Consider the following 11,592-nt stretch of genomic DNA (forward strand, 5'->3'; position numbering starts at 1 on the left):
CCATGACTCCACCCCTTCCGCGAAGACCCCGCTGGCGCAGCCTGGCATTGCTGGCGCTATGCCTGGCACCGCTGTTGTGGCCGCTGGAGCACTTGGCCGAGCGTTATTACCGCAACGAACTGGCCGGTCAGAACCGCCAGACGCTGGACCTGTACGTCGCCAACCTGCTGGGCACCCTGCACCGCTACGAAGTGTTGCCACAAATCCTCGGTGACCTGCCGGCCCTGCGCACCGCCATCGACGCGCCTCACGTCAGCACCAACCTGGTCAACGCCAACCACCTGCTCAAGGACGTCGCCGCCCAGGCCGGGGTGGAAGTGATGTACCTGATGGACACCACCGGCAAGACCCTCGCCGCGTCCAACTGGGACAAGCAGGACAGCTTCGTCGGGCGTAATTTTTCCTTTCGCCCCTACTTCAGCGAAGCCATGGCCGGGCGCCTCGGGCGCTTCTTCGGCCTGGGCACCACCTCGGCCAAACGCGGTTACTTCTTCGCCGCCGCTGTGCGAGATGGTGACAAGATCATCGGCGTGCTGGTGGTGAAGGTCGACCTGGACCACACCGAAAGCCTGTGGGGCAACACCCCCGAACAACTGCTGGTCACCGACCACAACGGCGTGGTGATCCTGACCTCGCGCCCGCAATGGCGCTTTCGTGCCACCCGGCCGCTGACGGATGAAGAACGCCGCGCCATCATCGCCATCCAGCCCTATCCGACCCGCGACCCGCAGCCGCTGAGCCTCAGCCCGACGGCGTGGGTGCGCCAATCCACCGACATCGCCGAAACCGGCTGGAAAGTCGAGATTCTCGCGCCGCGCACCTTGATCAGCCGCCCGGTGCGCACCGTGGTCGCGGTGGGTGGCGCCGCCTTGCTGGTGCTGATGCTGTTGCTCGGCCTGATGATGCAGCGCCGTCGTCACTACCTGGAGCGCATCGCCTTCGAAGCCAAGGCCCGTCGCGAACTGGAGATGCGCGTGATCGAGCGGACCAGCGACCTGGAAGGCCTCAACCGGCGCCTGAAACAGGAAGTGCTGGAACGTGAACATGCCCAGCAGGAACTGGTGCGCGCCCAGGACGACCTGGTGCAGGCCGGCAAGTTGTCGGCGCTGGGTACCATGTCGGCGAGTATCAGCCATGAACTCAACCAGCCGTTGGCGGCGATTCGCAGCTACGCGGAAAACGCCGGGATTTTGCTCGACCATGAGCGCACCGACGACGCCCGTGGCAACCTCAAGCTGATCAGCGAGTTGACCGGGCGCATGGCCTCGATCATCGCCCACTTGCGCGCCTTCGCCCGGCGCGACCGGCATGCGCCGGAAAGCGTGGCCCTGCAACCGGCCCTGGACGATGCCCTGGCGCTGCTGGCCAAGCGGCGGCGGGCAATGGAAGTGGAACTGATCCGCGACCTGCCCGAGGCCACCTTGTGGGTGGCGGCCGGCGAAACCCGCCTGCGCCAGGTGCTGGGCAACCTGCTGGCCAACGCTCTGGACGCCCTGACCGAAAAAGGCCCGCCGCGCAAACTCTGGCTGAGTGCCCAAACCACCGAACAGGGCGTCAACCTGTACATTCGCGACAACGGCCCGGGTTTCTGCATGGAAGCCCTGGGCCGCGCCAGCGAGCCCTTCTACACCACCAAGACCCGCACCCAGGGCCTGGGGCTGGGCCTGGCGATCTGCGACACCCTGATGCGCGCCTTTGGCGGTGAACTGTTGTTCGCCAACCACAAGGAAGGCGGCGCACTGTTAACCTTGAAACTGCGCGCCGGAGCACCGGGTGTCAGTCTGCAACCGTCCGAGGACCGCAGTGTATGACTATCGATAACCAGATTCAGGTGGTGTTGATCGACGATGATCCACACCTGCGTCAGGCCCTCTGCCAGACCCTGGACCTGGCCGGGCTGAAAGTCCTGACCCTCGGCGAAGCCCAGGGCCTGACCGCGCGCCTGTCCCGGGATTGGCCGGGGGTTGTGGTGAGCGACATCCGCATGCCCGGCATGGACGGCCTGGAACTGTTGAAGGAACTCCACGCCCAGGACCCGGAGCTGCCGGTACTGCTGATCACCGGCCACGGCGACGTGCCACTGGCGGTGCAGGCGATGCGCACCGGCGCCTATGACTTCCTGGAAAAACCCTTCGCCAGCGACGCCCTGCTCGACAGCGTGCGCCGCGCCCTGGCCCTGCGCCGCCTGGTGCTGGACAACCGCAGCCTGCGCCTGGCCCTGAGCGACCGTCAGCAATTGAGTACGCGCCTGGTGGGCCACTCCCCGCAAATGCTGCGCCTGCGCGAGCAGATTGGCGCGCTGGCGGCGACCAAGGCTGATGTGCTGATCCTCGGTGAAACCGGTGCCGGCAAGGAAGTGGTAGCGCGTGCGCTGCACGATCTGTCGAACCGCCGCAGCGGCCCGTTTGTGGCGATCAACGCCGGCGCCCTGGCCGAGTCGGTGGTGGAAAGCGAGTTGTTCGGGCATGAGCCAGGGGCCTTTACCGGCGCCCAGAAGCGGCGCATCGGCAAATTCGAATTCGCCAACGGCGGCACGCTGTTTCTCGACGAAATCGAAAGCATGAGCCTGGATGTGCAGGTCAAGCTGCTGCGGCTGTTGCAGGAGCGTGTGGTGGAGCGTCTGGGGGGCAACCAACTGATCCCGCTGGATATCCGCATCATCGCCGCCACCAAGGAAGACCTGCGCCAGTCCGCCGACCAGGGGCGCTTCCGGGCGGACTTGTATTACCGCCTCAACGTTGCGCCGCTGCGCATTCCACCGCTGCGCGAACGGGGTGAGGATGCGTTGATGCTGTTCCAGCACTTTGCCGACGAAGCCAGCACACGCCACGGGCTACCGATGAAAGAGCTGCAACCGGGCCAGCGCGCGTTGTTGTTGCGTCACAGCTGGCCGGGCAATGTCCGCGAGCTGCAAAACGCCGCCGAGCGTTTCGCCCTGGGCCTTGAACTGGCGCTGGACAGCACCCCGGACAGCCCCTCGCCGGGCATCCTCACCAGCACGCCCGGCGGCTTGAGCGAACAGGTCGAACAGTTTGAAAAAAGCCTGATCGCCGCCGAACTGGCGCGCACCCACAATTCCATGCGCAGCCTCGCCGAGGCATTGGGCGTGCCGCGTAAAACCCTGCACGACAAACTGCGCAAGCACGGGCTGAACTTCGCTGACAGCGGCAACAGTCACGCTGACGACGAATGACCCTTTTCCCCCTGCCAAGAGGCCACCATGAGTCGCGATAGCCGTTACCTGGAATCGATCCTTCACCACGACATTCCCCTGACCCGGGAAATGGGCCTCAAGGTTATCGACTGGCAGGACCGGCAGCTGCAACTGCGCTTGCCGCTCGACGCCAACATCAACCACAAGAGCACCATGTTTGGCGGCAGCCTGTATTGCGGCGCCGTGCTGGCAGGTTGGGGCTGGCTGCATTTGCAGTTGCGTGAGGAAGGGATCGAAGACGGGCATATCGTGATTCAGGAAGGGCAGATCAGTTATCCGCTGCCGGTGACTACCGATGCGACGGCGATTTGCCAAGCACCTGATGACAAGGTGTGGAAGCGATTCGTCGCCACCTACAAGCGTTATGGCCGGGCGCGCTTGGCGCTGGAGACGTGGATCGTCAATGAGGGCAGTGAAGAGCGGGCCGTGGCCTTTACCGGGCAGTACGTCCTGCACACATAACAAATGTGGGAGCGGGCTTGCTCGCGAAAGCGGTGGATCAGCCAATACATCTGGTGACTGACACACTGCCTTCGCGAGCAAGCCCGCTCCCACATTTTTGATCGGCGCTGTGTTTAAGAACGGGCCAGAGTCAGCAACCGCTCACGCCATTCAGCCTTGGCCGGCAGTGCCAAAAAGAACGGATTCAACAGCGATTCCCGCGCCGGGTAACTGAACGGCTGCCCATTCAATTCCAGCACTTCACCGCCCGCTCCTTCCAGCACACCCTGTGCCGCAGCGGTGTCCCACTGCGAGGTGGGCGCCAGGCGTGGGTAGCAATCGGCGCTGCCCTCAGCCAACAGGCAAAACTTCAAAGAACTGCCGATATTGGCCAGCTTCAGCTCGCCCAATCCGGCACTCAAGCCAGCGAGCAAGCGATCCTGTTCAGGGCTCGTATGGCGACGACTGGCAACCACGGTAAATGCTTCACCGCTCGCCGGGGTCTGGCGCACCTGGATTTGCTTGGGCGCAGCACCTACATCGGAACGCCAGGCACCCAGCCCGGCACCCCCGAAGTAGCACCGACCGCTGGTAGGCATCGACACCACACCGAACACCACGCGGCCTTTTTCGATCAGCGCGATGTTGACGGTGAACTCCTCGCTGCCGGAGATGAATTCCTTGGTGCCATCCAGCGGGTCCACCAGCCACCAGCGCTGCCAACCGGCGCGCACGCTCTGGTCAATGTCCGCGTCTTCCTCCGAGAGCACCGGAATGCTCGGGTCCAACGCAGTCAGCCCGGCGAGGATCAAGTGATGGGCAGCCAAGTCGGCGGCAGTGACCGGTGAATCATCGGTCTTGGTGGTGACGGCAACATCGGCGCGCCAATACGGCAGGATGACCTCGCCAGCCTGGCGGGCCAATTCGATCGCGGGGGCAATAAACGGGTGACCCAGGAACAGTTCGCTCATGGCTGGAACGCTCCACGTTGAGTCAACAGGTCGCGTACCAGGTACAGCGCGGCCAATGCACGGCCCTCGCTGAACTGCTCGTTCTGCGCCAACTGCGAGAGCTCCCGCAGGTTGACCCGGTCGACGCGCATCGGCTCCGGCTCGTCGCCTTCGAGGCGCTCTTCATACAGTTCGGTGGCCAGCACCACCTGGATTTTCTGGCTCATGTAGCCGGGGGACAGCGACAGCTCGGTGATGTGCTCCAACTGGCGGGCGCCGAAACCGGCTTCTTCCTTGAGCTCACGGTCGGCTGCCGCCAACACGTCTTCGCCCGGTTCGATCAGGCCCTTGGGCAGTGACAGTTCATACTCGTCGGTGCCGCCGCAATATTCTTCGATCAGCAACGCATGGTCCGAGTCGATCATCGCCACGATCATCACCGCGCCATATCCGGCCCCCCTGCCCACCAGGCGCTCGTAGGTCCGCTCCACGCCATTGGAAAAGCGCAATTGCACTTCCTCCACGCGGAACAAACGGCTACTGGCGACTATTTCGCGGGCGAGGACGGTGGGTTTCTGGCGCATGAGCGGCTCCTTGGCGTGATCGGGTTACTATACCGTGGCTTTTCCGATTGTCTGTGTCGGATATCTTTTCTTACATGAGTGTTCTTTATGCCTCCATTGCCCTGGCACGCCATCGACACCGTCCTGCTGGACATGGACGGCACCTTGCTCGACCTGCACTTCGACAACCATTTCTGGATGGAGCACCTGCCCCAGCGCTATGCCGAGTTGCATGGTGTGAGCCGGGCCATGGCCGAGATGGAGCTGCAGCCGCTGTTCGAGCGTAACGCCGGACAGTTGCAATGGTATTGCCTGGATTTCTGGAGCGCCGAACTCAAGATCCCGGTGCGCGAGCTCAAGCTGGAAACCGCGCACCTGATTGCCTTGCGCCCGGATGCCGACACCTTCCTGGCGGCGATCAAACAGGCGGGCAAGCGGGTGATCCTGATCACCAATGCCCATCGGGATTCGCTGTCGTTGAAGCTGGAACGCATCGAGTTGGCGCCTTATTTCGAGCGACTGATCAGCTCCCATGACTATGGTTTTGCCAAGGAAAACCCGCAGTTCTGGGACGCCCTGCACGCCGACATCGCCTTCGACCCGGCCCGCAGCCTGTTTATCGACGATACCTTGCCGATCCTGCGCAGCGCCCGGGATTTTGGCGTGGGGCACTTGCTGGCGGTGAAGGAACCGGACAGCCGGAAGGGGCCCAAGGACACGGCGGAGTTTGCAGCGGTTGGGGATTACCGGGACTTGATCGTAGGTTTGTAACAACGCTGAAGGTCCAATGTGGGAGCGGGCTTGCTCGCGAATACGGTGTGTCAGCCACTGAATATATTGACTGATCCACCGCTTTCGCGAGCAAGCCCGCTCCCACATTGGGTCCGCGGATTACTCAGGAATACGCAGCGTCTGCCCTGGGTAGATTTTGTCCGGATGGGACAGCAGCGGCTTGTTGGCTTCGAAGATTTTGTTGTACTGGTTGGCGTTGCCATACACCGCCAGCGAAATCGCACTCAGGGTGTCGCCCTTTTTCACCACGACAAAGCGGGCCGCCGCGACAGCAGGACCGGAAACGGTGATCTGGTCATCAACACTCGCAACGCCGGCGATGTTGCCCAGCGCCAGCAATATCTTCTCTTTCTCTTCCTGGCTGGCGACTTCACCTGTCACGGTCACCTTGTCACCGTCGACGGTGGTTTGCACATTGGGGTTACCCAATCCAACCTTGGCCACGTGCTCTTTTAACTGCTCGCTCGCGTTGGCATTACCCGGTGTCAACAGGTCAATCAACTTCTCGCCTGCTTCCTTAACAAAGCTTAAAAGACTCATGGTGCGCTCTCCTTGGGATTTAATTTCCAGATGCCAAAGACTAGACCAGTCCTACAGAATTGGGTTCCAGCCTGACCAAAGACCCAAACACGCTAGAATCCCACCGCATTGGAATAAGCCCGGAGCGAAGATGGACATCAAACAGCTGAAATTCCTCATCGCCCTCGACGAAACCCGTCACTTCGGCCAGGCGGCGGCGCGCTGCCATATCACCCAGCCGACCCTGTCGATGCGCCTGCGCAGCCTGGAGGAAGAGCTGCAGTTGCCGCTGGTCAATCGCGGGCAGCGCTTCGAAGGCTTTACCGCCCCCGGCGAACGCGTGCTGGCCTGGGCACGCACGGTGCTGGCGGCCTATGACGGCTTGCAGGCCGAGGCCGCTGCGTGTCGCGGCAACCTGGTAGGCACGTTGCGCCTGGGGGTGGTGCCGTTGTCGAGCTTCGATCCGCTGGCGTTGATGCAGAAGCTGCACAAGGAACACCCCAGCCTGCGCTTTGAGTTGTCCGCGTTAAGCTCCGAGCAAATCCTTGAACAGCTCGCCAGCAACCGCCTGGACCTCGGCGTGTCGTACCTCGAGCGCCTGGACGCCGAGCGTTTCGACTCCCTGGCCCTGGGCGAAACCAGCATGGGCCTGCTGTACGACCAACGGTTCTTCAGCTTCGGCGACAAGCCCTTGAGTTGGGAGGCGCTGATCGAACTGCCCCTGGGCATGCTCACCAGCGGCATGCACTTTCGCCAGTCCATCGACCACAATTTCCACAGCCGTGGCCTCAACCCGCAGCCACTGTTGCAGACCGATGCCGTCCATCAATTGTTACAAGCGGTGCACGGCGGCCTGTGTTGCGCGGTGATGCCACTGGACGGCGGCCTCGACGCCCTCACCGAGCACCTGCGCCTGCAACCCATTGAAGACGCTCACACTTTGGCTCGCCTGGGGTTGATCATGCGCCGCAGTGCACCCCGTTCGGCCTTGGCGGAAGCGTGTTTTGCGCTGTACCAGAAATCGCTGATCGAGACTTGATCGACGGCATCTATCGGTAGATCAGTACTGACGATTAGACGCGACCCTTTGTCGCGCCTAGTCTTACAGCTGAATACTCCCGGTGGTAATGCCCAATGAACGCCCAGCGCCCAGTCTGCGCGGCGCCCGCCCTCGAAACGCCCGCGCCCGCCGCCAGCCAGAGCTACCAGTTTTGTAATCTCGAACACACCGAATCGGCCAGCACCGCGCTTGCCGAGGAAGTCGCGTTGGCGATTGCCTATAACGACATCAGCCAGGCGGTGATGCTGGTGACGCCGACCGACCTTGAAGACTTTATTGTCGGATTCAGCATCGGTAGCGGCATTATCGAAGACGTTAGCGACATTTATGACATGAAAATCAGCGGTTCGGGCTCGACCCAATACGCTCAGGTGCAGATTTCCAGCCGCGCGTTCTGGAATATGAAGCAGCAGCGCCGGCAACTTGCCGGCACCAGTGGCTGTGGGCTGTGCGGCGTAGAAGCCGTGGAGCAGGCGCTGCCCAACCTCAAGGTGTTGCCCGGCGCGCCGTTGCCGCCTGCCGAATGGCTGGATGGCCTGCGCCAGCGCATCAGCGCGTTCCAACCGCTGGGCCAGTACAGCGGCGCGGTGCATGCGGCGGTGTTCATGAACAACCAGGGCGAATTGCTGCTGGGCCGTGAAGACATCGGTCGGCATAACGCCCTCGACAAGCTGATCGGTGCGCTGATCCGCCAAAAGATTCCGACCGACGGCGGCCTGGCGATTGTTACCAGTCGCTGCAGCCTCGAACTGATCCAGAAAGTCCTGCGTGCAGGCATCCAGACCCTGGTCAGCCTGTCGTCGCCCACCGGTCTGGCCCTGCAATGGGCTCGCCGGCACAACCTCAATCTCATCCACCTGCCGCAGAAAAGTGCGCCGCGGGTCTATAGCCCTGCGATGGAGAATCAAGCGTGAGCAATCATCATCAAGCCGACGACAAACCCACCCCGCGCTACAAGCCCTATAAAGGCCCGGCGGGTGGTTGGGGCGCACTGATCAGCGTGGCGCAAGCCTGGCTGACCAGCGACAACGCGCTGAAAAACATCCGCATGATGCTCAAGACCAACCAGAACGGCGGCTTCGACTGCCCGGGCTGCGCCTGGGGCGACTCGCCGGAAAGCGGCATGGTCAAGTTCTGCGAGAACGGCGCCAAGGCGGTCAACTGGGAAGCCACCAAGCGCCGGGTCGACGCGGCATTCTTCGCCAAGCACAGCGTCAGCGCGCTGCTGGAGCAGAGCGACTACTGGCTGGAGTACCAGGGCCGCCTGACCGAGCCGATGAGCTACGACGCCGAAACCGACCGTTACAAACCCATCAGCTGGGAATCGGCTTTCGACTTGATCGGCAAGCACCTCAATGCGCTGCCAAACCCGGACATGGCCGAGTTCTATACCTCGGGCCGGGCCAGCAACGAAGCGGCTTACCTGTATCAACTGTTTGTGCGCGCCTACGGCACCAACAACTTCCCGGACTGCTCGAACATGTGCCACGAAGCCAGCGGCGTCGCCCTGGCGCAAAGCGTGGGCGTGGGCAAAGGCACCGTGACCTTCGATGACTTCGAGCATGCGGATGCGATTTTCGTCTGGGGCCAGAACCCCGGCACCAACCACCCACGCATGCTGGAGCCACTGCGCGAAGCGGTAAAACGCGGCGCCCAGGTGGTGTGCATCAACCCGCTGAAAGAGCGTGGCCTGGAACGCTTCCAGCACCCGCAACACCCGCTGGAAATGCTCACCAACGGCGACAAGCCAACCAACACCGCCTACTTCCGCCCGGCGCTGGGAGGCGACATGGCCATCCTGCGGGGCATGGCCAAGTTCCTGCTGCTGTGGGAACGCCAGGCCCAGGCCGAAGGCAAGGAGGCCGTGTTCGACCACGACTTCCTCAACGAACACACCGCCAACGTGCTGGATTACCTGGGCAAGATCGACGACACCTCATGGGATGAAATCGTCGAGCAGTCCGGCCTGACCCTGGTGGAGATCGAGCAAGCGGCGCGCATGTACGCCAAAGGCAAGAACGTGATCATGTGCTGGGCGATGGGCATCACCCAGCATCGCCACTCGGTGCCGACCATCCAGGAAATCGCCAACCTGATGCTGCTGCGCGGCAACATCGGCCGCCCGGGCGCGGGCCTGTGCCCGGTGCGTGGCCACAGTAACGTGCAGGGCGACCGCACCATGGGCATCAACGAACGGCCACCGGTGGCGTTCCTCGATTCCCTGGAGCGTCGTTTCCAGTTCCAGGTACCGCGCGATAACGGCCACAACGTGGTGGAAGCGATTCACGCCATGCTCGAAGGCCGCTCCAAGGTCTTTATCGGCCTGGGCGGCAACTTCGCCCAAGCCACGCCGGACAGCCCACGCACCTTTGAAGCACTGCGCAATTGCGACCTGACCGTACAGATCAGCACCAAGCTCAACCGCAGCCACCTGATGCATGGCAAGGACGCGCTGATCCTGCCATGCCTGGGCCGCACCGACATCGACATCCAGGCCGAAGGCCCGCAAGCCGTGACCGTTGAAGACTCGTTCAGCATGGTCCACGCCTCCAACGGCCAGCTGCAGCCGCTGTCGAAACAGATGAAATCCGAGCCTGCGATTCTGGCGGGCATTGCCGCCGCCACCCTGGGCAGCAAGCCGGTGGACTGGAACTGGCTGGTGGCCGATTACGACCGTATTCGCGACCTGATCGCCGACACCATTCCGGGCTTCAAGGACTTCAACGAGCGCCTGAAAAACCCGGGCGGTTTCTACCTGGGCAACTCGGCTGGCGCTCGTCGCTGGAACACCCCGTCGGGCCGCGCCAACTTCCGCCCGAACATCCTGCCCAAGGACCTGGTGCACGAACGCACCCGCAACACCGGGCAATTGCCGGACCTGATCATGCAGTCGATGCGCTCCCACGATCAGTACAACACCACCATCTATGGCCTGGACGACCGCTATCGCGGGGTCAAGGGCCAGCGGGATGTGTTGTTCGTCAACGAAGCCGACATCATCCGCCTGGGCTTCAAGCCGGGGCAGAAGGCTGACATCGTGTCGATCTGGGACGACGGCCGTGAGCGTCGGGTGAAGGGCTTTACCTTGCTGGCATTTGATATTCCGGCGGGGCAGGCTGCGGCTTATTATCCGGAAGTGAATCCGCTGGTGCCGCTGGAAAGCACGGGGGATGGCAGCCATACGCCAACGTCGAAGTTTGTAGCGATCCGCCTGGAAGCAGCGAGTGCGACCGACTTGATCATGGCGAAGTCGGCCTAAGCGACACCTCGCCACAGACAGCACCCGAGTTTCTTACGGGCACAAAAAAGGCCGCTTTTGCATAAAAGCGGCCGTTCCGAAGTAACTAAAGACTCGCAAAACTCACTTAAGTTCCTCATACAAAACAGTAACTTAGAGAATTGTATACAACCCATACCACTGGTCGGGTTTCGATTGTCACCGTCTCGATACAACCTCAGGATCGCGCCGTCATCCTCTTGAGGTTCCTCTATGAAGTTCTCCTCGATTCTCTTGTTGTCCCTTGGCCTGGTCAGTGGCGCAGCCATGGCCGGTGGCACCACCGAAGCCGGTGTGGGCGGCGCATTGGGCGGGGTTCTAGGTTCTGTCGTAGGTCAGCAGTTGGGCGGTAACACTGGTTCAGCCATCGGTGCGGCTCTTGGCGGCGCAGGCGGCAGTGCGGTGGGCGCAGACAAGCGCAGCCGCGGTGAAGCAGCCATTGGCGGCGCATTGGGCGCGGCCGGCGGCAACGTGGTGGGTCGCAGTGTCGGCGGCAGCACCGGCAGCCTGATCGGCGCAGCAGCCGGCGGTGGCGCCGGTGGCGCACTGGGCAACTACATGGGCAACAAGAGCGATGACGATGATCGTCGTTACCGTGGGCGTGATAACCGCCGCTATGACCGCGACGACCATCGCGGGCGCGGCCATGCTTATGGGCATCGCAAAAACAAGCATCACTATCGCCACCACCGGTAACGCGCGAATCGAAAGAACAACGCGGGTTTAATGTGGGAGCGGGCTTGCTCGCGAAGGCGTTGTATCAGCCAATACATCCG

11 protein-coding genes are annotated in these 11,592 nt (G+C 62.4%); 8 read left to right on the forward strand and 3 right to left on the reverse strand.

Annotated elements, in window-relative coordinates:
• Positions 1-2 precede the first annotated feature (2 nt).
• From ACW9I6_RS07900 to ACW9I6_RS07910, 3 genes are read left to right on the forward strand one after another with little or no spacing between them, the layout of a single operon-like run.
• Entirely contained in the window at positions 3-1,811 is a 1,809-nt protein-coding gene (locus ACW9I6_RS07900; protein WP_023659335.1) for a sensor histidine kinase, read from the forward strand.
• Complete coding sequence (locus ACW9I6_RS07905; protein WP_087692719.1) at positions 1,808-3,193, forward strand: sigma-54-dependent transcriptional regulator; 1,386 nt, start codon at positions 1,808-1,810, stop codon at positions 3,191-3,193. Before ACW9I6_RS07900 ends, ACW9I6_RS07905 begins: the two co-directional genes overlap by 4 nt.
• Positions 3,194-3,220: 27 nt before the next feature.
• Positions 3,221-3,676, forward strand: coding sequence for a YiiD C-terminal domain-containing protein (locus ACW9I6_RS07910; RefSeq protein ID WP_003213222.1), 456 nt, complete (start codon positions 3,221-3,223; stop codon positions 3,674-3,676).
• Positions 3,677-3,789: 113 nt separating this feature from the next.
• On the opposite strand, the gene cysQ is transcribed toward ACW9I6_RS07910, so the two are convergent.
• Both cysQ and nudE read right to left on the reverse strand, forming a co-directional pair.
• Positions 3,790-4,626: a 3'(2'),5'-bisphosphate nucleotidase CysQ gene (gene cysQ, locus ACW9I6_RS07915; protein WP_003213220.1), complete on the reverse strand. Its 837-nt coding sequence runs from the start codon at positions 4,624-4,626 to the stop codon at positions 3,790-3,792.
• Entirely contained in the window at positions 4,623-5,189 is a 567-nt protein-coding gene (nudE, locus tag ACW9I6_RS07920; protein ID WP_003213218.1) for an ADP compounds hydrolase NudE, read from the reverse strand. Before nudE ends, cysQ begins: the two co-directional genes overlap by 4 nt.
• Before the next feature lie 87 nt (positions 5,190-5,276).
• On the opposite strand from nudE, the gene yrfG reads away from it, so the two are divergent.
• Positions 5,277-5,939: a GMP/IMP nucleotidase gene (gene yrfG, locus ACW9I6_RS07925; RefSeq protein WP_003213217.1), complete on the forward strand. Its 663-nt coding sequence runs from the start codon at positions 5,277-5,279 to the stop codon at positions 5,937-5,939.
• Between the two features lie 120 nt (positions 5,940-6,059).
• Here yrfG and lysM read toward each other — a convergent pair whose 3' ends face one another.
• Complete coding sequence (gene lysM, locus ACW9I6_RS07930; protein ID WP_003213215.1) at positions 6,060-6,500, reverse strand: peptidoglycan-binding protein LysM; 441 nt, start codon at positions 6,498-6,500, stop codon at positions 6,060-6,062.
• A gap of 130 nt (positions 6,501-6,630) precedes the next feature.
• Here lysM and ACW9I6_RS07935 point away from each other — a divergent pair, with 130 nt between their 5' ends.
• From ACW9I6_RS07935 to ACW9I6_RS07950, 4 genes are all read left to right on the forward strand, one after another.
• Positions 6,631-7,518: a LysR family transcriptional regulator gene (locus tag ACW9I6_RS07935; RefSeq protein WP_457339135.1), complete on the forward strand. Its 888-nt coding sequence runs from the start codon at positions 6,631-6,633 to the stop codon at positions 7,516-7,518.
• Between the two features lie 95 nt (positions 7,519-7,613).
• Positions 7,614-8,453, forward strand: coding sequence for a formate dehydrogenase accessory sulfurtransferase FdhD (fdhD, locus tag ACW9I6_RS07940; RefSeq protein WP_457339136.1), 840 nt, complete (start codon positions 7,614-7,616; stop codon positions 8,451-8,453).
• A complete protein-coding gene (locus tag ACW9I6_RS07945; protein WP_457339137.1) occupies positions 8,450-10,798 on the forward strand; it encodes an FdhF/YdeP family oxidoreductase in 2,349 nt (782 codons plus the stop codon). Before fdhD ends, ACW9I6_RS07945 begins: the two co-directional genes overlap by 4 nt.
• A 231-nt stretch (positions 10,799-11,029) precedes the next feature.
• Positions 11,030-11,512, forward strand: coding sequence for a glycine zipper domain-containing protein (locus ACW9I6_RS07950; protein ID WP_008435777.1), 483 nt, complete (start codon positions 11,030-11,032; stop codon positions 11,510-11,512).
• Positions 11,513-11,592 lie beyond the last annotated feature (80 nt).

The sequence above is a fragment of the Pseudomonas sp. SDO5522_S412 genome, assembly GCF_054071215.1.

Coding starts and splice junctions, on each gene's coding strand:
- ACW9I6_RS07900 (WP_023659335.1), top strand. CDS start 3: ATGACTCCACCCCTTCCGCGAAGACCCCGCTGGCGCAGCCTGGCATTG.
- ACW9I6_RS07905 (WP_087692719.1), top strand. CDS start 1,808: ATGACTATCGATAACCAGATTCAGGTGGTGTTGATCGACGATGATCCA.
- ACW9I6_RS07910 (WP_003213222.1), top strand. CDS start 3,221: ATGAGTCGCGATAGCCGTTACCTGGAATCGATCCTTCACCACGACATT.
- cysQ (WP_003213220.1), bottom strand. CDS start 4,626: ATGAGCGAACTGTTCCTGGGTCACCCGTTTATTGCCCCCGCGATCGAA.
- nudE (WP_003213218.1), bottom strand. CDS start 5,189: ATGCGCCAGAAACCCACCGTCCTCGCCCGCGAAATAGTCGCCAGTAGC.
- yrfG (WP_003213217.1), top strand. CDS start 5,277: ATGCCTCCATTGCCCTGGCACGCCATCGACACCGTCCTGCTGGACATG.
- lysM (WP_003213215.1), bottom strand. CDS start 6,500: ATGAGTCTTTTAAGCTTTGTTAAGGAAGCAGGCGAGAAGTTGATTGAC.
- ACW9I6_RS07935 (WP_457339135.1), top strand. CDS start 6,631: ATGGACATCAAACAGCTGAAATTCCTCATCGCCCTCGACGAAACCCGT.
- fdhD (WP_457339136.1), top strand. CDS start 7,614: ATGAACGCCCAGCGCCCAGTCTGCGCGGCGCCCGCCCTCGAAACGCCC.
- ACW9I6_RS07950 (WP_008435777.1), top strand. CDS start 11,030: ATGAAGTTCTCCTCGATTCTCTTGTTGTCCCTTGGCCTGGTCAGTGGC.